Source organism: Pullulanibacillus sp. KACC 23026 (assembly GCF_029094525.1).
Classification (GTDB): Bacteria; Bacillota; Bacilli; order Bacillales; family Sporolactobacillaceae; genus KACC-23026.
The window spans coordinates 1007467-1033269 of the sequence record NZ_CP119107.1 but is presented as its reverse complement, the minus strand read 5'-3'; the positions used below and the strand labels follow the sequence as shown (position 1 = coordinate 1033269).

The window sequence follows — 25803 nt, the reverse complement described above, 5'->3', positions numbered from 1 at the left end:
CATTAATAGCAATAGCGGGTCGCCGGATAATGTATTCTCGTTACGCCAATTTCGATTGAGCGTAACGAGAATACGCTATCCGACTCTAGATTGGACCGAATTGCCCTAATAAGATAATGGCGTTACGCCTATTTCGATTGAGCGTAACGAGAATATGCTATCCGACTCTAAATTGGACCGAATTGCCCTAATAAGATAATGTCGTTACGCCTATTTCGATTGAGCGTAACGAGAATACGCTATCCGACTCTAAATTGGACCGAATTGCCCAAATAAGATAATGGCGTTACACTTATTTCGATTGAGCGTAACGAGAATACGCTATCCGACTCGAATCGGGCTGAAAATGCCGAAATAAGGGAATGCCGTTACGCCTATTTCGTTTGAGCGTAACGAGAATACGCTATCCGACTCTAAATTGGACCGAATTGCCCAAATAAGATAATGGCGTTACACTTATTTCGATTGAGCGTAACGAGAATACGCTATCCGACTCTAAATTGGACCGAATTGCCCTAATAAGATAATGTCGTTACGCCTATTTCGATTGAGCGTAACGAGAATACGCTATCCGACTCTAAATTGGACCGAATTGCCCAAATAAGATAATAGCGTTACACCTATTTCGATTGAGCGTAACGAAAATACGCTATCCGACTCTAAATTGGCCCGAATTGCCCAAATAAGATAATGGCGTTACGCCTATTTCGATTGAGCGTAACGAGAATATGCTATCCGACTCTAAACTGGACCGAATTGCCCAAATAAGATAATGGCGTTACACCTATTTCGATTGAGCGTAACGAGAATATGCTATCCGACTCTAAAATGGGCTGAAATGTCGAAATAAAGGAATGGCGTTACGCCTATTTTGATTAGGCGTAACTTGCTCTATGAACAATGAGACTTATTTTACTTTCGCTGGCGTCGTTTCATAGAAGACTCAATTCCAAGCTCCGTTCGATACTTGGCAATCACTCGTCTTGAGAGGCTCAGATCATGTTCAGTTCGAAACCAATTGGCGAGGACCTGGTCGGATAACGGATTAGAAGGGTCTTCATTGATAATCCGTTCTCGCATTAGACTTTTTATATGGTCGGATGACAATCCGTGAGTGCCAAACGGACGGACTCCCTTTGGAAAGAAACGCTTGAGCTCCAATATTCCATAGGGTGTTCTGACATATTTGCCCTTAACCGCACGACTAATTGTTGATTCATGTAAGTCAAGTTGGTCCGCGATTTCTTTTAATGTCAGCGGCATCCATTTCTCCGGAGGAAAGGCAAATGAGGAGGCATGAAACCGCGAAAGAGCTTCAGCGATTCTAAAAAGGGTTTCCTCCCTCTTATTAAGTCCTCTAAGCAACCACTCTGCTTCAGAGAATTTTTGATGAACATAACTTCTCTCTTTGGTTTCACGAGTAGCATCCAGTAACTGATTGTAATAGTCTCGGTTTATCGTTAATTTCGGCTGTACCGCTAAATCCACTTTTAAACGAAAGCGCCCCTCTCTTTCTTCTAAAAGAAGATCGGGAATGATAAATTGAATAGGCTCTGGATTCATTTCTGTTATAGGGTAAGGGGATAACTGCTTAATCCTCTCATAGGCCTCTAAGAGAATCGGGATACTAATTCCCATCTGTTCACTCAGCGCCTCCCAGTCCTCATCAGCCAAAAACGCTAAATAATCCTGGATCAATGCCTGAACAATAGAAGAGAGCTCCTCCTCCTCTATAAGTCTCTCAGCTTGGAGCAAGAGACAATGCTGTAAACTAGTGGCTCCCACTCCTGCTGGTTCTAAGGATTGCAAAAGGCGAAGAGAAGCTTCCACCTCTTCAACAGGGTACCCCATTGTGAGCGCCCACTCTTTCGTATCCTCCACCCAATAACCTTTATCATTAAGATTATCAACCATATTAAAGGCACAAGCCTGATTCAATTCACTGAGTGGATGAACGCGAATTTGTTGCTTCAAATCCTCTCGAAAGGACTCTGCTTTTGTCATCGTGTTTTCTAAAACATCAGTAGCCGATACACCGGTTCCTCTCTTATTAAATGACGAATCCGCATAAATATCAGCTTCTTGATAGTCGAGCAAGGGATTCTCAAGCGTCTTTTCCTTTAAAAAAGCGTTAAGATCGACCTGGTTATATTGTAGAAGTGAAATAGCCTCAAATAACATCGGTGCCATTTTCATTTGCTGCTGAAGCGTCTGCTTCAATTCCATCCTCATCCCCCCTCATTTAAATTATACATCCAAATGAAGTCTCTTTCTAATGGTGAAGATTTGTTTTTTCCTTTGTCCTTTCATAAATGCCTCACCCCTTAAATATTAATGTTAAATAAACGCGAGGTGAGCGGATGAGAAGGAAAAGATCGGACCCGCATATTCAAGTTGGCCATCTAACTATTGATCTAATAACGGCAACGTCTGGATTGTTTATGGATGGTCCCACTAACGCCCATCAGTGGCGTGCTGTAACAAAGGTTAATACTGGTGTCAGACAAGAAGGCGATTCAAACATAGAGGAGTGGCATTCGGCAGTATGGGACAACGACCGCTATGACGGTTAATTTCATGGACCCATAACTGACAGGAGGTGGAGGCGAAGATGACCGGTATTCATATTAGAACAATCGATATAAAAGTTTTAGAAAAAAGCTCTGGCATTTTTAACAGCCAACTAAACACCCAGAACGGTTGGAAATCGTTAAAAAAGGAAAACCAAGGATGGGGAGAAATAAATGGCAAGGAGATCACCCTCAAGCAACTCCTGGATGCTGTTGATGATCAAGATACCGTTGATCACTATTTCACATAATAAAGTTATGACCGATTTTCCCCGAGATCAATCGGTCACTCACATCCTTAGCGACGCTCCGAAGCCCTAAAGAAAACAAGGCTCGCGCCAAGCCTTTAGGCGAAAGCGGATTGCCTTGTTCCCACTTATATTAGTACCTTAAAATTTCCTCTGCGCCGATTTTCTGCCTTGCTAAAATTTTATTAATGAATAGCCTGTTGTCCGCCGCCAAACTAAATCAAGTCAGGGGCGTGCCAAAACCTCTATATGCATTAAAAAGGGATTAGCTAAAATCAGCTAATCCCTTGACATTATTAGTTTTTATGGCGCGCCCGGAGGGATTCGAACCCCCGGCAGACGTGGTACCGGAAACCACCGCTCTATCCAGCTGAGCTACGGGCGCCTATTTTTAAAGACAAAATTTATTATACATCAGAAGTTGGTATGAAGCAATCTTTTTTCATCAATCCCAAAAGTGATACATAATTTGCGCCCCAACGAGACACTCTAACCTTTAGTGAATAAGTTCTTTATCTAAGGTTGGAGGGATTGAATCATGTTGAAAAAAAGCCTCATGGCAGTCTGTGTGATTGCGGTCATAGGAGTAGCGTTTGTCTTGGCCAAAACAGCCCCCCCTAAAACGTCACATGCTGGCGATAATGAAATTACCTTCTATTCTGTCGGACTTCATCAACCCGATGAAAGGTTAAAAATTGACGGCGCCTTACACAACCTCATCGGAATTGACCAAGTCACCTACCATCCCGATAAAGATGCCGTTACCGTCACATTTGATTATGACACCATGCGTGCCAAATGGATCGAAAAAGCACTTGAATCGTCCGGAATTCCCTTTAAGCTAAGACCTTAATCCGTTTTTCAGCCGCCATCTGCCCTTAAAAAGATACGTGCTCACCTAAGAATTTCCTCTTGGTGGGCACGTGTTTATTTTTTGCCGTTTATTCTCCTTTCATTATGGATAAATGCCCCAAAAAATCAAGGTTTAAAAATACATAGAAAGGGAATGATGATGACAGGTGAAACATAGAATACATAACTAATCATTCTATTTGACCTAATTTGACCATTTGAGGTATGATTAGGTCGAGTTGATCCATCATTTAAACGATTTAAGACAAAGATATTAAAAAGGGAGGATTATAAAATGCCTTTAATTCCTACAGTTATTGAGCAAACCAATCGTGGCGAGCGGGCGTACGACATTTACTCTCGTTTGTTGAAAGACCGCATTATTATGCTTGGTACGGCCATTGATGACAACGTTGCAAATGCTATTGTTGCACAGCTCCTCTTCCTAGAGGCTGAAAACCCTGAAAAAGAAATCTCCTTGTACATAAACAGTCCTGGCGGTTCCATCTCAGCAGGAATGGCCATTTACGACACCATGCAGCACATCAATGCCAAGGTTTCAACTATTTGTATTGGAATGGCCGCTTCCATGGGTGCCTTTTTGTTATGTGCCGGAGAACCTGGAAAACGCTTTGCTCTTCCAAACAGTGAAATTATGATTCACCAACCTCTTGGTGGAACACAAGGTCAAGCAACGGACATTGAAATCCACGCTCGCCGCATTATTAAAATGCGCGAAAAGCTTAATAAAATTATGGCTGAGCGTACGGGTCAACCTCTTGAAATTATTGACCGCGACACAGAACGCGATAATTTCATGGAAGCAGCGGCCGCTAAAGATTACGGTCTTATTGACGAAGTGCTTTATCCAAAGAAATAGGGATATAAATGTAAAGGTGATGGAGTTCACCTGTTAGCGTCTTAAATCGAGGGGCTAACCAACCGCTTTTAGAAAGCTAATGACTCCTGCTGTATCAACCTTCCGGGGTTGCATGTACAGCAGGAGTCTATTTTTTTGGGGATATTACTTGATTTTACAACGTTTCTTGTTAAGAATATAGGGATCCTTATAAATCCATTTCATTTACGGGGGAATAAAAACATGGTGTTTATAGTAGGAGTTGGAGGGATCATCGGAGCTATTCTTCGCTACTCGGTCGGTCTCCTATTTGCCAATTCTCATCCAGGAGCATTTCCTCTTGGAACTTTTGCAGCCAATCTCATCGGCTCTTTTCTTCTTGCTTGGTTAACCGCAACAGCTGCCCGTTCACCCAAACTTCCCAAATGGATCGTCACCGGGGTTGGCACCGGCATTATCGGTTCCTTTACAACTTTCTCTACCTTTAGTGTTGAAACCGTTAAGCTTATTCAAGGGCATTTCTTTTTCATGGCCTTCATCTATATCCTTTTAAGCCTCCTCGGCGGTTGGGCCTTTTCATTTCTTGGCTATCAATCTGGGCGAAGGAGGGGCTTGCAATGATCGATATTTTATATGTTGGATTAGGCGGCTTTTTTGGAGCGATGGCACGCTACTTAATAAGCACATGGGCAAAACGAACGTGGTCCACCACCTTTCCAATTGGAACCTTGTTGGTCAATTGGGTTGGCGCCTTTTGCCTCGGATTCATCAGTCACTTTTCCGGCCCGATTACCCTGCTCCTTGGAACAGGATTTCTAGGCGCCTTCACGACCTTCTCCACCTTTAAATTAGAAGCAATCCAACTCCATTTAGGAAAAAACTGGCGCGTCTTTCTACTATACATCCTCCTCTCTTATCTAGGCGGACTATCACTCGCCTTCTTAGGAATGAGTTTGTAACAATTAGACGGTAACCTTGTTGCCCAGTGAGCATCCCGTGGTTTGACATCCACCTGTCGCGTGTGCTGTTTTTTTGTAGTAGATGGGGATCTTCCAAAAAGAAAAGAGCATCGATGGGGATGCTCTTTTTCGTTATCTAGTCTTAGCGCTGTTTGTTTGAAAAATAACAGGAGATATTCCGGTTATTTTGGGAAATACATCTATTTCCCTAAAAATAACGGGAGTTTTTCCGTTTATGTGTCTCCAAAGCCCTGGATTTTGTCTTAATTAGAGCAGATAAGCGGAATTATTCCGCTTATCTCTCTAAATTTTGCCCTGAATTTTACATTAGCCGGAAATTCTCCGCCTATCACAACACTCTCTCAGCAAAGGCTCACTAAAAAATGGACCTCCAAAAAGTCAGCAAGACAATCATTCATCGTACACGCATAAAAATAGCCTCCGACACATAGAAAATAGACCATTCCAATTAGGAGAAATGGTCTGCGATTCTTATTAGGAGTTCAGGTAAAACGCCTTCTGATGAGGGAACTCGTTCCCCTGTTTTTACTGCCTTTTAATCTTCTTTTTGGACAAAGGTCACTAAAGCTTGCATGGCTTCTTCTTCATCTGGCCCACTGACCTGCAGTTGAATGGTTTCACCATGGCCAATGGCTAGACTCATGATTCCCATAATGCTTTTGGCATTGGCTGTTTTTTCATTCGAGATGAGGTTCACCTCTGAGCGATATCGATTCGCTTCCTGAACAAAGAGCGCAGCCGGTCTGGCCTGGAGTCCGCTCTTCAATTGGATCTTGACTTCCTTTTGAATCATTGTGTTCAACCCCTTTTTTTAGTTTTCTTATCTACATTTTAGCGCTTTCTTTCATTAACCATACCTAAATAATGAGGAAGATGCACGGGAAACGACCATTTTTTTTGCAAAAGAGAACCTCTCTAGGTTAGCCTTATTAATTGAGTTTTAGTTCCGAAATATGCCCTTTCTCAATTTTCTCAGCAATCGCGGATAATTTCCGAAAGCGATGATTAATCCCCGACTTACTGATCGCCTCACCTTGGACGAGCTCTCCTAATTCTTTCAGAGTGACATCTGGGTATTCCAGACGAAGCTCGGCCACCTCACGAAGTTTCTTGGGCAATCGGTCTAATCCTATATTTTTTTGGATTAATTTAATATGTTCAACTTGTTTCATGGCCGCACTAACCGTTTTATTAAGATTAGCGGTCTCGCAATTGACCAGCCGATTCACTGAATTGCGCATGTCCTTAACAATTCGAATATCTTCAAAGGCAAAAAGAGCATTGTGTGCGCCCACAATATTCAAGAATTCGGTAATCTTTTCACTTTCTTTCATGTAAAGAATATAACCGTTTTTTCTTGGAAGGCATTTCACATTGAGTTCATAACGATTCATCAAATCGGCTAAGGACTGTGTGTGCTCTTCGTAATTGGAGAAAATCTCGAGATGGTAAGACGCTTCAGGATGATTAATCGAGCCGCCTGCAAGAAAGGCTCCTCGTAAATAAGCCCGGCGCTTACAGGATGTATTGACTAAGGTCGCATCTATTTCTCTTGTAAACATAAAGCTTTGGTCCATAATTTTGAGGTCTTCAAGCATGTCCCTCGCCTTTTCACGCATTCGCACTATATAGACATTATTCTTCTTGAGCCTCATTTTTTTACGTACAAGCACTTCAGCTGGATAATCGTAAACATATTTCACTAACGAATAGATCCGTCTAGCAATGGCTGCATTTTCAGTCGTAATGTCTAGCGCGAGCTGCTTGTTCATGATAGAGATGGATCCATTCATACGGATCAAGGCTGCAAGCTCTGGACTAGCCCCACAGTCCTCTAATTCAAGGCGCGTTAATTCTTTTTTTGTTTCTGCTGCAAACGACACCTTTTCCACCTCCCTATTAAGTCCTTATAAACCTTTATTATAACGGAAGAAGGCCAATATTGTTAGCTATTGCTTTAAGGGTATTAAAGAAAACTTGACTTGGCACCAAGACCTTAGGCAAGCGCAGTCGCCAAGCTGCACTTATACTTAAAAAAATCCCCCTTTGAACCTAGCAAAAGGGGGATCAGCTGGTGTTTATGAAACCTTATTTGTCATATAGATCTTGTTTTCTTTTTAACTTCTCCATCGCTAAAATGCGAATGACCCAATTGGCTAGAATTGTTTCATCATGTCTAATCACAGATTTATCATATTTAATAATCTTATCACTTATAACCTGAAAGCCGTAGCTCGCTAATCGCTGCTTATCATAATCGACCGGCTTTGCACCTTCAAGAGCATAACGCTTTAAAATCGTTTTAGGAACGGTTCGATTGTTTACGATCATGTAATCTAACGAAAGGTTCGGGACATGATCAAGGAGGACTTGTATATGATCAGATGCTGTAAAATGATCGGTTTCCCCTTTTTGCGTCATGACATTGCAAATATATAATTTGGGAGCCTGTGACCGGCACAGCTCTTTCTGCAATCTTGGAACAAGGAGATTTGGCAAAAGGCTTGTATAAAGGCTTCCTGGCCCAATAATAATAAGATCAGCCTCTTTAAGAGCATTTAAGCTTTCTTCAAGAGGTTCAACATCTGGGGGCTCCAAGAACATTTGTTTAATTTTTCCATCATGCTTTGGAATCGTGGACTCCCCAACGACCATCTCGCCATTTGACATCAAAGCTTTTAAAACAATGCTTTGGTTGGCAGCGGGCAAAACCTTGCCTTTGACATTTAGGACTCGACTGATTTCCCGAATTCCTTTGACAAAATCTCCAGAAATACTGGTCATCGCAGCAAGCAGCAAATTCCCAAGTGTGTGCCCGCTTAACCCATGACCCGTTTCAAATCGATGCTGAAAGAGCTGTTCAAAAAGCGGTTCGGTTTCAGAAAGAGCAACAAGGACATTGCGTATATCCCCAGGAGGTGGAATTTGTAATTCTTGACGCAACACACCCGAACTGCCGCCATCATCGGCAACCGTGACGATAGCTGTTAAATCCAGTTCATGATGCTTAAGTCCCCTTAAGAGAACAGACAGCCCTGTTCCCCCGCCGATCGTCACAATCTTAGGCTTCGACGTCATCATTCGACGATTTTTCCCTTATGAATATCACGATGCGTCGCCTTTGCTGTATAAGACTCCGATAGACGTTTTGCTATTTCTTCAGATAAAGCAACGGAACGATGTTTTCCCCCTGTACAACCAATGGCTATCACCAACTGACTCTTGCCTTCACGTTTATATTGCGGCAGCATGAAGGTCAGAAAATCCATGAGTTTATTAAGAAACTGTTTGGTTTCCGACCATTTGAATACATAGCTTGCCACATCAGAATCAAGCCCCGTCCGCTCCCTCATGTGCTCGACATAATGAGGGTTCGGTAAGAAGCGAACGTCAAACATGAGATCTGCATCAATTGGAATTCCATATTTAAATCCAAATGAAACAACATTGACATTAAAATGAGCGTCGGTTTCTTCCCCAAACATGGCAACAATCTTTTCTTTCAATTCAATCGGCTTCAGTTCAGTTGAATCGATGTAATATTGAGCGCGCCCTTTAATCTCCTCAAGCATGCGGCGCTCGGACTGAATGCCTTCTAATGGCAATCCCCTCGGTGCAAGTGGATGAGATCGCCTTGTTTCTTTGTATCGTCTTACAAGGACATTATCCTTGGCATCTAAAAATAAAATTTTAGGTTTGACATGAGCGTTCAAATCTAAATGGTCAATAGATCCAAAAAGCGAATCGAAAAAGTCACGTCCTCTTAAATCCATGACTAAGGCAATCTTTGATAACTTATCTCCCGTTTCTTCTACCATTTCAATAAATTTTGGCAGAAGAGTCGGCGGCAAATTATCAATACAGAAAAAACCAAGATCCTCAAAGCATTGCATGGCGACCGTTTTCCCTGCGCCAGACATTCCTGTAATAATAACGATTTGAATGGATTGAGCCATACTAAATGACCTCATTTCTAAAAAGAGTCGAACCATTTACAATAAGAAAGAAGAGCAGACCCTTAGCCCTTTTGGTCCATTATTGACTTGGATCTAATCGATAGGATAAAAGTTCATGATCCGGAGAGTAATGGAAAGTGCCGTAAATCATCCCTTTTCCCCGTAGAACATAATCCAAAAGGTGACGGTCGCCTTCAGCCATAGGAAGAGTTTGCAGTTGATTAAACGGATGCCAGGCAAGCTTCCCTTCCTTTGATTCCTCTAGGCATTCCCCTTCGAACGCATCAGCGTAAAAGGTGAACATCATCCATTCATCAATAATGGACTCACCCTCTTTTATTATAAATGTAAACACACCTTTTAAAGTGGGCTGGATTAAATAAAGACCCGTTTCCTCCCGAAATTCACGAATGACCGTATCTCGAATCGATTCACCGGACTCCATTTTTCCTCCTGGAGCGACCCACCATCCACGGCGCGGCTTTTGTAAAAGCAACACTTCATCGCCATCTTTTAATAAGCAATTCGTTACTCTTTGCACAGGCGTCACCTCACTGCCTTAAGTATACTATGATTTAAATCATGCCACAAAGCGAACATGCTTCTTATAAAAAAAAAAGAGCACGAGCGACAAGGCTCGTGCCAATACCTTTATAAAAAGGGGGTCAAATTTCTCCTTAATCTTACCATAAACTTTATTGCTTTACCACTACAAAGTGATTAAACAACTATGATTTTTTTAAAAAGTCAGTTTGTTAAAGGGGTTGTCACGAAATAATTTCGCGGTAGTAAAGGCTTTTTCGCTAATTTAAAAAGCAAATAGAAATCAACAGAGCCAAACAGAAAAAACGACCTTCCAAGCCAAGTGCTTAGAAAGCCGCGTGTGTCTTTCGTATTAACCTTTAAGATTCTCGATATAAGCTTGAGCCGTTTGCGCCGCAATGGCACCGTCACCCGTAGCCGTTACAATTTGGCGCAATTCTTTTTCACGAACATCACCACAGGCAAAGACACCAGGGACACGCGTTTCCATCTTTTCATTCGTCTCGATATAGCCCGCTGCATTCGTAATCCCTAAATTCAATACAGCTTGGTTAAGCGGGAGCATCCCGACATAGATAAACACGCCGTCTGCTTTGAACGGTTGTTCACTGCCATCTTGTGTGTTCACAAGTGTCAGTTCACCGACTTTACCGTCCGTCTCATGAATCTCTTTAACCGTATGATTCCAAATAAACGAGACTTTCTCATTTTTAAAAGCGCGGTCTTGAAGAATTTTTTGCGCACGCAGTTTATCACGACGGTGAATAATCGTCACTTTTGAAGCGAAACGAGTTAAATAAACTCCCTCTTCAACAGCTGAATCACCACCCCCTACGACAACAAGCTCTTTCCCTTTGAAAAAAGCTCCATCACAAACCGCACAGTAGGAGACACCACGTCCGCCTAATTCCTTCTCTCCAGGAACGTTCAGCTTTTTATATTCAGCCCCGGTTGCGACGATCACAGCAAGTGCTTTATATTCTTTATTCCCCGCAACGACGGTCTTGAATTCTTCCCCATCGCGGATCTCTTTTATATCGCCATAAGCATACTCTGCACCAAATTTTTTGGCATGTTCAAACATCTTATTTGATAGGTCGGGACCTAAGATCGAGTCAAAGCCAGGATAATTCTCGACATCCTCGGTATTCGCCATTTGACCGCCAGGAATTCCTCGTTCAATCATCAACGTATCCAAATTGGCACGAGACGCGTAAACGGCTGCGGTCATCCCAGCAGGACCAGCACCTGCAATAATCACATCATAAATTTTTTCTGTATCTGCCATCCCTATTCACCCTCTTTAGCCATTCATTAACTTCACGCATTGACTTGTGCACTTATCGTATCGGAAACCTAGTTTGAAGTCCACCAATCTGCTTTTATGCGGTACTCTCATTTTCTAATTTATAAATACATCATCATGATCGATTTGATCTAATCGGAAGAGCTGTTGCCTTAATTTATATAAAGAGATATTAAAGGTTTGGGAGCATTCCGCTTGTGTCATTTTAATCTGTCTGACCGTATTAAACCATCGATACACGATCGCTGCCGCCATGGCCTGAATCTCATCACTGCTTACGCTCACTTCACTGCACACTTGGTACCAATACGAATAGAGCTTCGTATCGGAAATAATTGGCTTACCGTCATCTAATACTTTCTGAATCGTCATCATTACAGAAAGACTCTCATCTAAAGGATGCCCTGCCAAATGCTGTTTCAACCGCTCTGATAGTCCAGCAACAAGTGACCCTTTACTTTGAGAAGAACTCATCTCCTCTAGTGTTTGAACCGAAACCTCATCGGCAAAATAGTGAAGGAGAAAGAGCGAAACAAGCTTGCTCTCCATATCACCTTCTTTTAATTCATGGTCTAATAGAGAACGCACTAACGGGTTATGTTCAGCGTCTTCTTCTTTCAAAAGATCCTTAATCTTCCCGTATTCAAAAGGAGGAAAAGGCGATTCACTAAAGAAGTCAACCTGTTTCCAAGCCCTCAGCGCTTCTGAGACCTTCCCTAAATGGTAGCTCGAAACAGCCAACCAATAGTAGAAAGTTTGATCCTCAAACAACCCTGATCGCTCTGCTTTCTTAAGCCACTTGTACGCTTTTTCATCCTCACCCAGTAAAAAATAAGTAGCACCAAGCTTGCTCTGCATTTCTGGATAAAAAGGCTGAAGCTTGTTTAACAGTTCAAGAAGCGCCTTGACCACCTCAGCATCCCCTAGCTGATGATGGAAGGTTATTTTGTTACAAAGGGCATGAACATTTCCTGGATCATGCGCTAATATATGTTCAATTTGATTGAGCCCCTTTTCTTGTTGACCTAAAGAAAAGTAAGCAATCGCTAAATTATTCTGGGCCGCCCAAAAAGAGGGTTTTTCTTTAATCACCTTTTTAAAATAATAAATGGCCTTTTGCTGATCTCCCCGCTCAAGAGCTTGTCGTCCTTTTTCATGATCAGAAATGGCAGGATCCACCTCGCCGATTTCTTCTCCGGATTCAAGCATAAGCAGTTTGTACAAATCCTTAGCATCTTGTACAAAACTCCCATGAGGCTCTAACGTCATATAACGTTTTATTTCTTGAATGGCTTCTTCATAACGGCCTAAATAAGCAAAGTTATTAGCCATAAAGAAAAAGCATTCGACTAAAGAGGGATCAATTTCAAAGACAACTTTCTTCAGCAATTGATTGGATGCCTCAAACTGTTCCAGTTCAGCCAAAATGGCAGCCAATTGGCAAAGGTAATCCGGTTCATTGGGATTAAACGCAACCGCACGTTCTAAAAATTTCTTTGCACGCCCTAAATCCCCATGCTGATAAGCGACAATCCCTTTTTCAAAATAATAGTCTCCGTCCGGTAAAAAAGGAATGACGCGCGCTTTGTTCGTATGTCCTTCTGGCTTCATAAAGACTCCTTCTCATATTTGTTATCTATTACTCTATTAATTACTAAAATGGATTAAAAGTTTAAGAGGTTCATTTTAAATCAAACGTGTTAGAAACAAAGTTCCTTAACGAATTATAGCATAAAACCGCAATAAATATCGACAAAATATGCCAGACTATGAAACGCGGGGACGGTTCTCGCGTTTCACGCTCGCCCCGCGGCGGATAGCGGATTCTCGTTACGCTCAACTGAAATAGGCGTAACGGCATTTCCTTATTTCGGTATTTTAGCCCCGTTTAGCGGAGGTTAGCGTATTCTCGTTACGCTCAACTGAAATAGGCGTAACGCCATTCCCTTATTTCGGCATTCCGGCCGGATTCGCGGCGGATAACGTGTTCTCGTTACGATCAACTGAAATAGGCGTAACGGCATTCCCTTATTTCGGCATTCCGGCCGGATTCGCAGCGGATAGCGTATTCTCGTTACGCTCAAACGAAATAGGCGTAACGGCATTTCCTTATTTCGGCATTTTAGCCCCGTTTAGCGGCGGATAGTGTATTCTCGTTACGCTCAACTGAAATAGGCGTAACGGCATTTCCTTATTTCGGCATTGCAGCCCCGTTTAGCGGCGAATAACGTATTCTCGTTACGATGAAACCAAATAGGCGTAACGGCATTCCCTTATTTCGGCATTGCAGCCGGATTCGCGGCGGATAGCGTGTTCTCGTTACGCTCAACTGAAATAGGCGTAACGGCAGTCCCTTATTTCGGCATTCCAGCCGGATTCGCGGCGGATAGCGTGTTCTCGTTACGCTCAAACGAAATAGGCGTAACGGCAGTCTCTTATTTCGGCATTCCGGCCCCGTTTAGCGGCGGATAGCGGATTCTCGTTACGCTCAAACGAAATAGGCGTAACGGCATTTCCTTCTTTCGGCATTTCAGCCCCGTTCAACGGCGGATAGCGGATCCTCGTTACACTCAACTGAAATAGGCGTAACGTCAGTCTCTTATTTCGGCATTCCAGCCGGATTCGCGGCGGATAGCGTGTTCTCGTTACGCTCAAACGAAATAGGCGTAACGTCAGTCTCTTATTTCGGCATTCCGGCCGGATTCGCGGCGAATAACGTATTCTCATTACGCTCAACTGAAATAGGCGTAACGGCATTCCCTTATTTCGGCATTCTGGCCGGATTCGCGGCGAATAACGTATTCTCGTTACGCTCAAACCAAATAGGCGTAACGGCATTACGCTATTCACCGATTTCCGGCCACTTTTCGCCCATTCGTGCAACCCCATTACGCTATTCCGCTTCACCAGCCTACAGCCTAGCCTTGTTTTAATATAAAATAGCCTCCCATGGCACCATGGAAGGCTAACTTAGTTAATTAGATTGAGCACATGTTTTTTATGAACGATGCCGTTCCTCTAGTCGTTTTAAAATGGCATCAAGCGGCAGTTTTTGTTCCTGTAACAAAACGAGGACATGGTAGAAAAGGTCTGCCACTTCCCAGGTCAGCTCCTCATGACTGCGGTTTTTGGCAGCAATGATGACCTCGCCGGCCTCTTCTCCAACCTTTTTCAAGATTTTATCGACGCCTTTTTCAAAGAGGTAAGTGGTATAAGCGCCCTCCGGCATTTCCGCTTCCCGGGATGCAATCACGCTCTCAAGCTCAGCTAATATGCTAAAACGATCCGGTTTTGCGAGACTCTCATAAGCCTTCGAGACCGCTGAACCGTCTAGTCGTTCCGTAAAACAGGAGTAACTCCCCTTATGACAAGCCGGTCCTTTAGGCACCACCTTCACGACCAAGGCATCCTGGTCGCAGTCAAAAAGCAGATCGACAACTTTCTGCGTGTTTCCAGAAGTTTCTCCCTTATGCCATAGTTCTTCGCGGGAGCGGCTGAAAAACCACGTCTCACCGGTTTCAATCGTTTTATTTAACGAATCCTTGTTCATATACGCTAATGTTAGCACTTCTTTGCTTACTGCATCTTGAACAATTGCCGGAACAAGTCCTTTTTCATCAAATTTTACAACTGATACATCCATCCTGCATCCTTCTCTTCTTTTAATAGATTGGTTGTCATCATTCAAAGTCTTATAGGGATCCCCTTTTCTGAGAGGTACTGCTTAACTGTGCCGACAGAGGTTTCTTTAAAATGAAAGATGGAAGCCGCCAGTGCCGCATCCGCTAATCCTTCTTCAAATACCTCGTAAAAATGCTCCTTATTACCTGCACCGCCCGACGCTATAATAGGGACGGTAACGGCTTCGCTGATTTTTTGCGTGAGTTCAACCGCAAAGCCCTTCTTCTCACCATCGGAATCCATACTTGTAAGCAAGATCTCCCCTGCACCAAGCGCCACTGCCTGCTTCGCCCACTCAATAGCATCGAGAGCCGTCGCCTTTTTTCCACCGTGAGTAAAAACACCCCAAGTGCCATCCGCTTGACGCTTGGCATCAATCGCTACGACGATGCACTGTGCACCAAAGGCTTCAGACCCTTGTCGAATCAAATCGGGATCAAGAACAGCCGATGTGTTTAAGGATACTTTATCGGCACCCGCACGCAGCAACCGGCGAATGTCGTCTACTGTACGAATACCGCCGCCTACTGTAAAGGGGATCGCGAGCTCGCGAGCCACCTGTTCGACGACTTGGACCATAGTCTTTCGTCCTTCAAGTGATGCCGAGATATCAAGAAATACGAGCTCATCCGCACCTTCTTGATCATAATGCTTCGCCAGTTCAACGGGATCTCCAGCGTCACGCAGTTCGAGAAATTGAACCCCTTTGACTACACGGCCTTCTTTAACATCCAGGCAAGGAATAATGCGTTTAGCTAACATGATGGCTTCACCGCCTTGATCGCTTCAAGCAAATTCAACCGCCCATCATAAATGGCCTTCCCAACGATCGCACCAGCAATGCCTTCCGACTCATGCGCTTTTAAAGCGATGAGGTCCTCTAATTGAGACACCCCGCCTGAAGCAATGACAGGGACACCTGTTGCGCTAGCCAATTCACGAATGCTCTCTACATTAGGTCCTGAAAGCATCCCGTCACGACTAATATCCGTAAAAATCAAGGCACCTACACCTGCGTCAGCCAATTCCTTGCCAAGATCAATCGCCTTTACATCAGATGTCTCAAGCCAGCCCTCTACAGCAACACGTCCGTCTCTTGCGTCGAGCCCAACCGCTATTTTTGAACCATATTTTTTAATCATTTCTTTAACAAATTCGGGACGGGAAACCGCCGCACTCCCCAAGATGACGCGAGAAACACCGGCCTCGAGATAAGTCTCAATGGCCTCTTCATTACGGATACCGCCGCCGACCTCAATCCGCGCCCCTAAATTGCTCGCAATCCTTGAAATAACATCATGGTTGAGAGGTTGGCCTTCCTTCGCCCCATCCAAATCGACAATATGAATCCATTCAGCCCCTTGAGCGATAAAGGATTCCGCTACTTTATAAGGCGAGTGACCATATACGGTTTCTTGATTAAAATCACCTTGAACAAGCCTTACACATTGACCTGCCCGAATATCAATAGCAGGTAAAATCGAAAACCCCATGGTTACCCCTCCCAACGATCTTTTTATAATTTTTTGATGGACAAGACACTTTGTTCATAGAAATTTTTAAGAAGAGCTTGACCAAAAGCCGCACTTTTCTCCGGGTGAAATTGAGCGCCAATCACGTGGCCTTTCCCAACAATAGCGGGCACCCGTCCATGATAGTTGGAATAGGCTAGCAGAGTCGCCTCATCTTCTGGAAAAGCCAAATAGGAATGCACAAAATAGGCATAATCCTCTTTCAAGCCTTTTAAAATCGGGTGATCAGGCTGATGAAACACAAGCTCATTCCACCCCATATGCGGCACTTTATATGGCTCATGATTCTCATCGATTCCAGCAAAGCGTCGGATCGTCCCTGGTATTAACCCTAACCCCTCAGAGTATCCCCCCTCTTCACTTGAATCAAATAAAAGCTGCATGCCAAGACAAATACCAAAAAACGGCTTTTTCACAGCTTCCTCTTTAATCACAGAAATTAATTGTTTTTGATTAAGAGAGTCAATCGCATCTCTAAAGTGACCCACTCCCGGCAAAATCAAAGCATCGGCCTGACGGAGTTCATCCGGCTCGTCCGTGACGATATGCGGAATATCCAGTCGCTTAAGTGCAGACGTCACACTATGTAAATTTCCCCGGTCGTAATCAATTACCGCAATCATTAGAGCGACCCCTTTGTCGAAAGGATGCCTTCTATTCTCGGATCCAGACTGCTTGCGTGATCCAACGCCCGCGCCATCGCTTTAAAAATGGCTTCGATAATATGGTGTGTATTATGGCCATACGGCACGATCACATGCAAATTGATGCGCGCTTCTAATGCGAACTTCCACAGAAATTCATGGACAAGTTCGGTATCAAACGTCCCGACTTTTTGAGCTTCCCAATCCGCTTTCAAAACAAAATGAGGACGGTCACTCAGATCGACAACGACTTGAGCGAGGGCATCATCCATTGGCACGGTTGCTTCTCCATAACGACGAATGCCTGCCTTATCACCAAGCGCTTGACGAAATGCCTGTCCAAGACAAATGCCAATATCCTCCGTCGTGTGGTGATCATCCACATCCGTGTCCCCTTTAGCGTTCACCTCTAGGTTAAAAAAACCATGTTTTGCAAACAAGGTGAGCATGTGCGTCAGAAAAGGAACACCTGTCTCGAGCTTTGAGTTCCCTTTTCCGTCGAGATCAATGCATAGTGTAATGTCCGTCTCGGCTGTTGTTCTTTTGATCGTTGCGGTTCGCGCCATTTGACAATCCTCCTTGTAATCGCTGCTCAATAGCCTGAGCGTGGCCTTCAAGCCCTTCGTATCGAGCCAAAGTCATAATCGCTTCTGCATCCCTCTTAAAAGCTTTTTCACTGTATCTAATAATGCTTGAGCGCTTAATAAAACTTTCTACATTCAACGGACTCCCAAAGCGTGCCGTTCCGTTCGTTGGAATAATGTGATTCGGTCCTGCCAGATAATCACCGACGGGCTCACTGCTGTAAGCTCCTAGAAAAATAGCACCGGCATGACGAATGTGGGGCAGCCAGCTTTCTGGATTTTCCGTGACCACCTCAAGATGCTCTGGAGCCAAGCGATTGACAACCTCAATGCCCGCCTCTATTGTATCGACGAGAAAGAGCTTTCCATAGGATGAAATCGATTGGCCCGCAATAGACTTTCGTGGAAGAGCGGCACATTGCTTTTGCACTTCAGCATCTACCTTCTCACCTAGCTCACGATCATTGGTGATTAAAACCGCCATTGCATGCGGGTCATGCTCCGCTTGAGAAAGCAGGTCACTCGCAATCCAAGCTGGGTTAGCCGTCCGATCCGCCAAAATCACAATTTCACTTGGCCCAGCCAAACTATCAATCGCAACAGAGCCAAAGACTTCTTTCTTAGCTAACGTCACATACAGATTACCAGGTCCTACAATCTTATCAACGGGCTGAATCGTTTCCGTCCCGTAAGCAAGTGCACCAATGGCTTGAGCACCGCCGACGGAGTAGCACTCTGTCACGCCTACTTCATTCGCCGCAACAAGCACCCCGGGATTGATTTTTCCGTCTGCTTGAGGGGGGGAAACAAGGACGATCCGTTTAACGCCTGCCACTTTGGCTGGAATAGCCCCCATCAAGACCGAAGAAGGGTAGGCCGCTGAGCCTCCAGGGACATAAAGCCCAATGGAATCGAGCGGTGTGACCTTTTGCCCGAGCATCGTTCCGTCGGGTGCTTCTTCAAACCAAGAAGTGACTTTTTGCTTATCATGGAAAGACTCAATGTTCTTCGCTGCCTTACGAATCGCCTCAATAACCACATCATCCACTCGCTTATAAGCCTCTTGAATATCCGTATCCGTTACACGGAGGCGAGTTAACCTTACTTTATCAAACTGTTCAGTCAGTTCCAGAATACCCTCTTCGCCTTTTTCCTGTACAAGCTGAAGGATCCGTTTGACGGACGCCTCGGCTTCTTTCGTTGCCGCCGTATTCCGATCATTTAAAAAGTCGAGGTCTTGACTGGATCGCCATTCCATATCCCTTGCCCCCCTATTACTGATTTAAGCTGTTCAAACAGCTTGACGACTTGCCTTTTCTTGAGACGATAACTCGTCGGATTCGCAATTAACCGAGAAGTGATCGAAGCAATGGTCGCTTTTTCAACAAGTCCGTTTTCTTTTAGTGTCGTTCCCGTTGACACAATGTCCACAATACGATCCGCAAGACCGATGATAGGGGCCAATTCAATCGACCCGTTCAAAGGAATAATTTCCACCTGTTCCCCCTGCTGCCGGAAATACGTAGAGGCAATTCGCGGATACTTCGTTGCAATGCGCGGTGAGAATGCCGTTGATTGATCGATTCGGCCGGCTACTGACATCCGGCATGGACTAATGTTTAAATCAAGTAATTCATAGACATCACGCTGTTCCTCTAGAAGAACGTCTTTTCCAGCAATTCCGAGATCGGCCACTCCATATTCTACATAAGTCGGAACATCAGTCGGTTTCGCCAAAATGAACCGGAGCGTGTGATCATCTGTTTCAAAAATTAACTTGCGACTGGATTCAACCAAATCGGGGCAAGGAATATTGGCCCGATTGAGAAGAGCAATCGCGTCTTCTAAAATCCGTCCCTTTGGCATGGCAATCGTAATCGGCTCCATCGTCTCTCCTCCTCAAAAAATTAAGCATTAGCTTCTAAAATCATGTATGACTTGAAATTGTGAAAGAAAAGCCTCTGCATCAATTAAGGCTTCCGCATCCTGTAAAACAACCAATTTTCCTAATTGGCGCAAGGTTAAAGCTTTTTTTAAAGCCACTCCTTTTTGATCAACGGTATAGACCACACATTCTTGATTAAGTGCCTCCGGTTGTGCCTCAATTGCTTCAGCTAAAAGGTTCAAGCGAAGTCCAAATCCTGTTGCTGGAGCCGGTCTTTCAAACTTAGCCAGCAATTCATCATAACGCCCGCCGCTTCCGATTGGAAATCCGCTCTGTCCGGCAAACCCTTCAAACACAATCCCTGTATAATAGTCGGAATGGCTTAATAAGGTTAAATCCAAATCCAACATATCTGCGACGCCATAGGCTTCAAGCAGTTCAAACAATTCCGTCAGCTTCTCTTTGAAAAAGCTGCCCTGTTCACCCGGTATAAGCTTCGGTAAGGCTCGCAAAGCCTGATGACGTTCCAAATGTCTTAATTCGATAAAGGCATTGAAACGTTCCTTTGCTTCCAAGCTGAGGTCAGCCTGCGCAACCGTCTCTCTAAACCCGACATCATTTTTTTCGATTAATCGCTGGCTAAGGTTCCTAATAAGCACTTCATCTGTTGTGAGTTCATTCAAAAAAGCATTTACCACACCGACATGGCCTATGGTGATATTAAAATTAGTAAGCCCTACACTCTTAAAAAGTTGACTCATTAACGCAATGACTTCAGCATCCGCATCTAAAGAAGCAGCCCCAATTAGCTCGACGCCAATTTGTTCAAACTCAGCTGGCCGTCCTGCCTCAAATTCCTGTTTGCGAAAGACGGGACTCATGTACGCAAGCCTTAATGGCAGCGGTTCTTGTTTCAGATTTGAAGCGGCCACACGAGCAATCGGCACCGTCATATCAGGACGCAGGACCACCGTTCGGCCCTCAGCATCCAATAATTTAAACAACCGCTCTTCATCAATAGCAGATGCCTTCCCAACCGTCTCATAATACTCAAGCGTTGGCGTTGACAAAAACTGATAGCCCCAACGGCCCATCTCCTCAGACATAACCCTCCGTATATTTTGGTGAACCCGCTCATGAACAGGCAGCACATCCCGCATACCCAAAGGCTTCTCAAACACATACGTTCCCGACACCATCGACACCCCACTCCATTGAAACGCGGGGACGGTTCTCGCGTTTCACGCTCGCCCCGCGCTTGCTTAGTCTGCTTTTTCATTTGAAACCCGTGAAACCCGGGGACGGTTCTCGCGTTTCACGCTCGCCCCACGCTTGCTTAGTCTGCTTCCTTTTTGCTTTAGCATGCTAATGTGATAACGAACTAAAATGTATAGTTGAAGTTTACCTCAAAAGCATTCATAACGTCAACCGTAATCGAACAAAATAAAATGAATTTTCGCCGAATAGGTTATAATAACATCTCACTCACACGTTACCTGAGGGCACTTAGTGGGCATTGTCCTTCTTAAAATGCCCTTGCTTTGCTTTTATTAAATCGTCAAACCAGCAAGATAAAGGAGGTTGGCAGGTTGGATCGACTCTTTTTCTTATTAACCGCCATTGGAATTCCGCTCTCTATAATAGGCAATTTCCTTCACTTCCCCGCTCTAATTTTATTTATTATCTACTGCCTGACTATCATTGGCCTTGCCAGTTATATTGGAAGAGCCACAGAAAGTCTGGCTATTATATCAGGTCCAAGCATTGGCGGATTGCTGAACGCCACATTTGGTAATGCGGTTGAGCTCATCATTTCTTTTTTTGCCTTGCAGGAGGGACTTGTAAATGTGGTGATGGCGTCACTTACAGGCTCCATTATCGGGAATCTCTTGCTTGTTGGCGGGCTCTCGATTTTGTTTGGGGGTTTTAAATATAAGAGGCAGCAATTCAACATCCATGATGCGGCCCATAACGCGGGGATTATGGTCTTCTCTCTCATTGTTTCTTTTGTCTTTCCAGCTGTTTTCGCCGCAAAGATGGATGTTCACAGCATTAAGTTCCTCAGTACGGTCATCTCGTGTATCATGATTCTAATTTACTTGTTTTCTCTTGTTTTTCGTCTCGTCACGCATCGTGGGGTTTATAAAATGCAGCAGGATAATATTTCAGTGATTTTGGAAGAGGAGCATCCAGAATGGGGAAAAGGCCGTTCGATGTTGATTTTGGCGGTTACGACTGTTGTTGTGGCGCTGATTAGCGAACGGCTTGTCGGAACCATTGAGCCAGTTGGGGAACAATTGGGCTGGAGTGAACTCTTTATCGGCATTATTATTGTTGCCATTGTCGGCAACGCTGCCGAGCATGCATCTGCCGTACTTATGGCGGTCAAGAATAGAATTGACATTGCCGTCGAGATATCGGTCGGTTCGACACTTCAAATTGCCATGTTTGTTGCGCCCGTCCTTGTCTTGATTTCATGGGGATTCCAAACCTTCATGCCGCTCGTCTTTCCTGTTACAGAACTCATCGCCATGGCCTTAGCTGCCATCCTAACCATCAGCATTACAGCCGATGGAGACACCAACTGGTTTGAAGGTGCCATGCTCCTCGCTGCTTATGTCATAATGGGATTTGGCTTCTTCCTCCTATAAAAAGGGGAAAAACAGAGGGGAGAGTTCTCCTTTTTAAAAATTCAAGGAGAACTCTCCCCTACAAATGCTTGTAAAATTGAAACACAAGAACCGTCCCCGCGTTTCACCCGCGTTTCAGTTATTTCTTTCTATTAAGGAGCATTTTGCGTCTTTTTTTCTGCATGGCCATCTTCACTCGCGGTTTTGGGTTCCAGCAGTTGAACTGGTAATGCGGTAAGGTATCGTAGCCAAGCCGCGTACACATCGGCTGTTTTTTACCGTCTTGCTCTCGAAAACCAAAATGACGGCAGGAGGCGCAGTGATGATAATGATTTTCTATTTTATCCAACCCGGCTCCCCTCCTTGTTTAATAATCCCATCTCAATTCTTGATGCTCTGTTCTCTTTTGGCTCGCTCTTCGGCTGTATAGATGATCTTCATCGGGTTTCCTCCCACCATACTACCAGGAGGAACATCGCGATGAACAAGTGTGCCTGCACATACGACCGCCCCATCACCAATATCGACACCTGGCAAGATCGTGCAATTAGCTCCAATCATTACCTCGTCACCAATGCTTACCTCGCCAAGCCGGTATTCATGGATTAAATATTCATGAGCTAAAAGGGTGGTGTTATATCCTATGATTGAGTTTCGGCCAATTCTAATCTTCTCTGGAAACATTAAATCAGGCATTACCATCAAAGCAAGAGCGGTTTTCTCACCAATTTCCATATGTAAGAAGAGGCGGTACAGATGTCTTTTTAAAGCAACCGACGGCGTATAGCGACCGATTTGTATAACAATAAAACATTTTATGACCTTCCAAAAAGACACCGTTTTATAAATCTGCCATAAGGAGTTCGAACCCGTAACAGGATAGCGCTTCGTACACCGCAATACATATCAGCCCCTCAAAAGGGTTTTCCAATGATTTCAAAATTAGGCTTTAGATTCAACTCTTAATATCGAAAGCAGATCGGTCATTTCATGAAGAATGTAATCCGGTTTCGCCTCTTGAATCATCGCTTCACCTTTAATGGACCAGGCGACGCCCACTGTTTGGGTCCCTGCCCGACGGCCAGCTTCAATGTCAGAAGGACTGTCTCCCACCATAAAGGCCTCTTCCGGCTTACTCTTAAGCTGCTTTAGGGCTAGCTGGACAGGCTCTGGGTCAGGCTTAGCATTCGTCACATCGTCTATTGTGACAATCGTTTCAAAATAAGGTCGTAGTCCAGTCAACTCAAGCCCCATAATGACAGTCTCTCTTCTTTTAGTCGTAACAATACCTAAGCGGTAGCCTTCTTTGGCTAATTGAGCAATCGTTTCTCTAACCTTTGGATACTCCGTGACCAGTTCATCATGGTGCTCAATATTGTGCTTCCGGTATTGTGTGACCATCTCCTCCACACGTTCAGGGTCCACTCGATTAAAACTCACCTCGAGAGGCTCCCCAATAAATTCAATAATATCCTCACGTCCATACTTGTTTGGATAATAACGATTCAATGTGTCTAAAAATGAGGCAATAATCAACTCATTCGTGTTAATCAACGTACCATCTAAATCAAAAAGCAAGGTGTTAATCATGCTGAAGTGTCTCCTTTATTCCTATTTTTTAAAAGCATTAGTCTTTTATTTTTAGAGCCTCATTCAGTTTATCAGAGAATTGTTGAGCGGCATTGACGCCCATTCGCTTCAATCGGAAGTTCATCGCCGCTACTTCAACGATAACCGCCAAGTTTCGGCCAGGCCTTACTGGAATAGTCAGTTGAGGAATGTCACAGTCGACGATACGGATAGTCTCTTCTTCCAAACCTAACCGATCATACATTTTCTTAGAGTCCCAAAGTTCAAGATGCATAACAATCGTTATTTTCTTGTAGCTTCGTACTGCCCCAGCTCCAAACAAGGTCATCACATCGATAATTCCAAGACCTCGAATCTCTAATAAATGCTGGATCAGGTCCGGGGCACTCCCAACAACTTCATTTTCACCCGTTTGACGAATTTCAACGGAGTCATCTGCCACCAAGCGATGACCGCGTTTCACCAATTCCAAAGCCGTTTCACTCTTACCTACACCGCTTGAACCGGTTAAGAGAACACCTACTCCATAGACATCCACTAAAACACCATGTACGGAGGTCATAGGAGCCAGCCTTCCTTCTAAATAGTTCGTCAATAAACTGCTTAAATGAGTGGTTTTAAGTCGCGTCTTCAACACCGGAACACCGGCTGTTTGGGCTGCCTCAATCAGTTCTTCAGGAACCTCTAAACTGCGCGACACAATGATACATGGCGTTTCTAACGCACAGAGCTTCTCCATTCGGTCCTGCCGTTCTCGGGGTGGAAGTGAATGAAAAAAGGTTAATTCTGTTTTTCCGAGCAACTGAATCCGCTCAGCTGGGTAATAGGTGAAAAAACCTGCCATCTCAAGGCCGGGACGGGAAATATCACTCGTCGTCACTAAGCGGTTAACACCCTCTCCCCCCTCAATTAACTCAAGACCAAAACGGTCGATCAGTTCTTGTACAATTACTTTCGCCATATGTATCCTCCTCTTATCCTTTCTAGCCTCTCTATTTTATCAGTTTTCCACGTATCTTTCACATTAATCCTAAGTTACTAAAATAGAAGGCTTCTGCTAGATAGAACCAGCTTTTCTGAAAGACAATTTTTACAACGAATGACCGATGCCATCAAACTCTTACAGACAAGCTTGAGGCCGTGCCCACGAAAAGCGACGTCAATTTCGCACCTTAAAGCGGTATTTTAATTGTGAGTTATCCGCAAGTCGAGATTTTTAAATTATATCCACAATCAAAAAACCACTCATCAAAAAAATGAGTGGTTCCTTTTAATAGTAGTCAGCGTGTTTTTTGAATGGGCTTGACAATAAAGTTCTGAATCAGCGCATTGAGAATTGCCATTATGATCGCTGCTAAAATGGCGTCGCCAAAGCTATGAATGACAAAGGAATCCCCCATTATTCCAGATGTAATATAAAGGGTGATCGCATTAATCACAAATAAAAATAAGCCGAGCGTTAAAAAGGTAACAGGCAGCGTTAACACAATTAAAATGGGCCGGACAATGAGATTCAAAATGGACAGAATGATACTTGCCTCAATCGCGGCCGTTACCCCAGACAAATGAAACAAAGGTAAATATCCAGCAATAACCATTAAAACAATCGTATTGACAACGAGATGGATCAACCATTTCTTCAACATATTAGGACTCCCACTCATCAGCTTCTGGAATGATAAAGTACAGAACGATATAGAGGAGAATACAGGGGACAAAAAAACTAAACAAACAAAGAGCCGCATAAATCACTCGAATCAATGTCACATCAACCTTAAAGTAGTCAGCCACTCCCCCACATATGCCCGCCACCATTTTTTGCTTACGGGAACGGTAAAGTCGTTTCAACTCACATACACCCTTTCAGTGTCAAAAAGCATTTAATTCCGATCACGATTATATATCCGTATACTATTCTATGATTGTCTACTTATTATTTATAC

32 protein-coding genes, 1 tRNA gene and 1 riboswitch are annotated in these 25803 nt (G+C 44.0%); of the genes, 10 read left to right on the top strand and 23 right to left on the bottom strand.

The features are described from left to right. Nucleotides 1–912: 912 nt before the first annotated feature. A complete protein-coding gene (gene rpoN / locus PU629_RS04515; RefSeq protein WP_275283084.1) occupies nucleotides 913–2226 on the bottom strand; it encodes an RNA polymerase factor sigma-54 in 1314 nt (437 codons plus the stop codon). A gap of 134 nt (nucleotides 2227–2360) precedes the next feature. Here rpoN and PU629_RS04510 point away from each other — a divergent pair, with 134 nt between their 5' ends. Both PU629_RS04510 and PU629_RS04505 read left to right on the top strand, forming a co-directional pair. Next, nucleotides 2361–2573, top strand: coding sequence for a hypothetical protein (locus PU629_RS04510; RefSeq protein ID WP_275283083.1), 213 nt, complete (start codon nucleotides 2361–2363; stop codon nucleotides 2571–2573). 38 nt (nucleotides 2574–2611) lie between these two features. Then, complete coding sequence (locus PU629_RS04505) at nucleotides 2612–2821, top strand: hypothetical protein (protein WP_275283082.1); 210 nt, start codon at nucleotides 2612–2614, stop codon at nucleotides 2819–2821. 303 nt (nucleotides 2822–3124) lie between these two features. On the opposite strand, the gene PU629_RS04500 is transcribed toward PU629_RS04505, so the two are convergent. Further along, nucleotides 3125–3203: transfer RNA gene (locus PU629_RS04500), tRNA-Arg, on the bottom strand. A 153-nt stretch (nucleotides 3204–3356) separates the two neighbouring features. On the opposite strand from PU629_RS04500, the gene PU629_RS04495 reads away from it, so the two are divergent. The 4 genes from PU629_RS04495 to crcB (PU629_RS04480) all read left to right on the top strand — a co-directional run bounded on the left by PU629_RS04495 (nucleotide 3357) and on the right by crcB (PU629_RS04480) (nucleotide 5488). Continuing rightward, on the top strand, nucleotides 3357–3671 hold the full coding sequence (locus PU629_RS04495; protein ID WP_275283081.1) for a hypothetical protein: 315 nt from the start codon (nucleotides 3357–3359) through the stop codon (nucleotides 3669–3671). Nucleotides 3672–3965: 294 nt separating this feature from the next. Further along, complete coding sequence (gene clpP, locus PU629_RS04490) at nucleotides 3966–4550, top strand: ATP-dependent Clp endopeptidase proteolytic subunit ClpP (protein WP_275283080.1); 585 nt, start codon at nucleotides 3966–3968, stop codon at nucleotides 4548–4550. Nucleotides 4551–4556: 6 nt separating this feature from the next. Further along, nucleotides 4557–4646: riboswitch (Fluoride riboswitch) on the top strand. Between the two features lie 126 nt (nucleotides 4647–4772). After that, complete coding sequence (gene crcB, locus PU629_RS04485; protein WP_275284355.1) at nucleotides 4773–5150, top strand: fluoride efflux transporter CrcB; 378 nt, start codon at nucleotides 4773–4775, stop codon at nucleotides 5148–5150. Beyond that, a complete protein-coding gene (gene crcB, locus PU629_RS04480) occupies nucleotides 5147–5488 on the top strand; it encodes a fluoride efflux transporter CrcB (RefSeq protein ID WP_275283079.1) in 342 nt (113 codons plus the stop codon). Before crcB (PU629_RS04485) ends, crcB (PU629_RS04480) begins: the two co-directional genes overlap by 4 nt. Nucleotides 5489–6044: 556 nt before the next feature. On the opposite strand, the gene PU629_RS04475 is transcribed toward crcB (PU629_RS04480), so the two are convergent. From PU629_RS04475 to PU629_RS04445, 7 genes are all read right to left on the bottom strand, one after another. Beyond that, nucleotides 6045–6302, bottom strand: a complete 258-nt coding sequence (locus PU629_RS04475; protein WP_275283078.1) for an HPr family phosphocarrier protein — start codon at nucleotides 6300–6302, stop codon at nucleotides 6045–6047. A gap of 136 nt (nucleotides 6303–6438) precedes the next feature. After that, on the bottom strand, nucleotides 6439–7392 hold the full coding sequence (whiA, locus tag PU629_RS04470) for a DNA-binding protein WhiA (RefSeq protein WP_275283077.1): 954 nt from the start codon (nucleotides 7390–7392) through the stop codon (nucleotides 6439–6441). A gap of 205 nt (nucleotides 7393–7597) precedes the next feature. Beyond that, nucleotides 7598–8587: a gluconeogenesis factor YvcK family protein gene (locus tag PU629_RS04465; protein WP_275284354.1), complete on the bottom strand. Its 990-nt coding sequence runs from the start codon at nucleotides 8585–8587 to the stop codon at nucleotides 7598–7600. Continuing rightward, on the bottom strand, nucleotides 8587–9465 hold the full coding sequence (gene rapZ, locus PU629_RS04460) for an RNase adapter RapZ (RefSeq protein WP_275283076.1): 879 nt from the start codon (nucleotides 9463–9465) through the stop codon (nucleotides 8587–8589). Before rapZ ends, PU629_RS04465 begins: the two co-directional genes overlap by 1 nt. A gap of 79 nt (nucleotides 9466–9544) precedes the next feature. Continuing rightward, nucleotides 9545–10006, bottom strand: coding sequence for an 8-oxo-dGTP diphosphatase (locus PU629_RS04455; RefSeq protein WP_275283075.1), 462 nt, complete (start codon nucleotides 10004–10006; stop codon nucleotides 9545–9547). Nucleotides 10007–10360: 354 nt separating this feature from the next. Continuing rightward, complete coding sequence (gene trxB / locus PU629_RS04450; protein WP_275283073.1) at nucleotides 10361–11296, bottom strand: thioredoxin-disulfide reductase; 936 nt, start codon at nucleotides 11294–11296, stop codon at nucleotides 10361–10363. Nucleotides 11297–11410: 114 nt separating this feature from the next. After that, a complete protein-coding gene (locus tag PU629_RS04445) occupies nucleotides 11411–12925 on the bottom strand; it encodes a tetratricopeptide repeat protein (protein ID WP_275283072.1) in 1515 nt (504 codons plus the stop codon). A gap of 373 nt (nucleotides 12926–13298) precedes the next feature. On the opposite strand from PU629_RS04445, the gene PU629_RS04440 reads away from it, so the two are divergent. The 3 genes from PU629_RS04440 to PU629_RS04430 all read left to right on the top strand — a co-directional run bounded on the left by PU629_RS04440 (nucleotide 13299) and on the right by PU629_RS04430 (nucleotide 14247). Further along, complete coding sequence (locus PU629_RS04440) at nucleotides 13299–13460, top strand: hypothetical protein (protein ID WP_275283071.1); 162 nt, start codon at nucleotides 13299–13301, stop codon at nucleotides 13458–13460. Nucleotides 13461–13624: 164 nt separating this feature from the next. Next, a complete protein-coding gene (locus tag PU629_RS04435; RefSeq protein WP_275283070.1) occupies nucleotides 13625–13786 on the top strand; it encodes a hypothetical protein in 162 nt (53 codons plus the stop codon). A 164-nt stretch (nucleotides 13787–13950) separates the two neighbouring features. Further along, the gene (locus PU629_RS04430) at nucleotides 13951–14247 is read left to right on the top strand and encodes a hypothetical protein (protein ID WP_275283069.1); all 297 of its coding nucleotides are present in this window, start codon (nucleotides 13951–13953) and stop codon (nucleotides 14245–14247) included. Between the two features lie 65 nt (nucleotides 14248–14312). Here the strand turns inward: PU629_RS04430 and hisIE are convergent, their stop codons facing one another. From hisIE to PU629_RS04390, 8 genes are read right to left on the bottom strand one after another with little or no spacing between them, the layout of a single operon-like run. Continuing rightward, nucleotides 14313–14957 carry a bifunctional phosphoribosyl-AMP cyclohydrolase/phosphoribosyl-ATP diphosphatase HisIE gene (gene hisIE, locus PU629_RS04425; protein WP_275283068.1) on the bottom strand — a complete coding sequence of 215 codons (645 nt, stop codon included), beginning with the start codon at nucleotides 14955–14957 and terminating at the stop codon, nucleotides 14313–14315. 41 nt (nucleotides 14958–14998) lie between these two features. Beyond that, nucleotides 14999–15757 carry an imidazole glycerol phosphate synthase subunit HisF gene (gene hisF, locus PU629_RS04420; protein WP_275283067.1) on the bottom strand — a complete coding sequence of 253 codons (759 nt, stop codon included), beginning with the start codon at nucleotides 15755–15757 and terminating at the stop codon, nucleotides 14999–15001. Then, entirely contained in the window at nucleotides 15751–16488 is a 738-nt protein-coding gene (hisA, locus tag PU629_RS04415) for a 1-(5-phosphoribosyl)-5-[(5-phosphoribosylamino)methylideneamino]imidazole-4-carboxamide isomerase (RefSeq protein WP_275283066.1), read from the bottom strand. The genes hisF and hisA overlap by 7 nt, the downstream gene beginning before the upstream one ends. Before the next feature lie 23 nt (nucleotides 16489–16511). Next, the gene (hisH, locus tag PU629_RS04410) at nucleotides 16512–17150 is read right to left on the bottom strand and encodes an imidazole glycerol phosphate synthase subunit HisH (RefSeq protein ID WP_275283065.1); all 639 of its coding nucleotides are present in this window, start codon (nucleotides 17148–17150) and stop codon (nucleotides 16512–16514) included. Next, nucleotides 17150–17737 carry an imidazoleglycerol-phosphate dehydratase HisB gene (gene hisB, locus PU629_RS04405; RefSeq protein ID WP_275283064.1) on the bottom strand — a complete coding sequence of 196 codons (588 nt, stop codon included), beginning with the start codon at nucleotides 17735–17737 and terminating at the stop codon, nucleotides 17150–17152. The genes hisH and hisB overlap by 1 nt, the downstream gene beginning before the upstream one ends. Then, nucleotides 17676–19013 (bottom strand): histidinol dehydrogenase, encoded by a 1338-nt coding sequence (gene hisD / locus PU629_RS04400; RefSeq protein WP_275283063.1) that lies wholly within the window; start codon nucleotides 19011–19013, stop codon nucleotides 17676–17678. The genes hisB and hisD overlap by 62 nt, the downstream gene beginning before the upstream one ends. Further along, entirely contained in the window at nucleotides 18977–19642 is a 666-nt protein-coding gene (gene hisG, locus PU629_RS04395) for an ATP phosphoribosyltransferase (protein ID WP_275283062.1), read from the bottom strand. Before hisG ends, hisD begins: the two co-directional genes overlap by 37 nt. A 27-nt stretch (nucleotides 19643–19669) precedes the next feature. Continuing rightward, a complete protein-coding gene (locus tag PU629_RS04390; RefSeq protein WP_275283061.1) occupies nucleotides 19670–20839 on the bottom strand; it encodes an ATP phosphoribosyltransferase regulatory subunit in 1170 nt (389 codons plus the stop codon). Nucleotides 20840–21229: 390 nt separating this feature from the next. On the opposite strand from PU629_RS04390, the gene cax reads away from it, so the two are divergent. After that, nucleotides 21230–22291 carry a calcium/proton exchanger gene (gene cax / locus PU629_RS04385; protein ID WP_275283060.1) on the top strand — a complete coding sequence of 354 codons (1062 nt, stop codon included), beginning with the start codon at nucleotides 21230–21232 and terminating at the stop codon, nucleotides 22289–22291. 118 nt (nucleotides 22292–22409) lie between these two features. On the opposite strand, the gene PU629_RS04380 is transcribed toward cax, so the two are convergent. The 6 genes from PU629_RS04380 to PU629_RS04355 all read right to left on the bottom strand — a co-directional run bounded on the left by PU629_RS04380 (nucleotide 22410) and on the right by PU629_RS04355 (nucleotide 25708). Continuing rightward, entirely contained in the window at nucleotides 22410–22619 is a 210-nt protein-coding gene (locus PU629_RS04380; protein WP_343076305.1) for a hypothetical protein, read from the bottom strand. 32 nt (nucleotides 22620–22651) lie between these two features. After that, nucleotides 22652–23170, bottom strand: a complete 519-nt coding sequence (locus PU629_RS04375) for an acyltransferase (RefSeq protein WP_275283059.1) — start codon at nucleotides 23168–23170, stop codon at nucleotides 22652–22654. A 42-nt stretch (nucleotides 23171–23212) separates the two neighbouring features. After that, nucleotides 23213–23860, bottom strand: a complete 648-nt coding sequence (gene ppaX, locus PU629_RS04370) for a pyrophosphatase PpaX (protein WP_275283058.1) — start codon at nucleotides 23858–23860, stop codon at nucleotides 23213–23215. 37 nt (nucleotides 23861–23897) lie between these two features. Beyond that, the gene (gene hprK, locus PU629_RS04365; protein ID WP_275283057.1) at nucleotides 23898–24821 is read right to left on the bottom strand and encodes an HPr(Ser) kinase/phosphatase; all 924 of its coding nucleotides are present in this window, start codon (nucleotides 24819–24821) and stop codon (nucleotides 23898–23900) included. A 319-nt stretch (nucleotides 24822–25140) separates the two neighbouring features. After that, on the bottom strand, nucleotides 25141–25506 hold the full coding sequence (locus PU629_RS04360; protein WP_275283056.1) for a phage holin family protein: 366 nt from the start codon (nucleotides 25504–25506) through the stop codon (nucleotides 25141–25143). Nucleotide 25507: 1 nt separating this feature from the next. After that, complete coding sequence (locus tag PU629_RS04355) at nucleotides 25508–25708, bottom strand: PspC domain-containing protein (protein WP_275283055.1); 201 nt, start codon at nucleotides 25706–25708, stop codon at nucleotides 25508–25510. Between the last annotated feature and the right edge of the window lie 95 nt (nucleotides 25709–25803).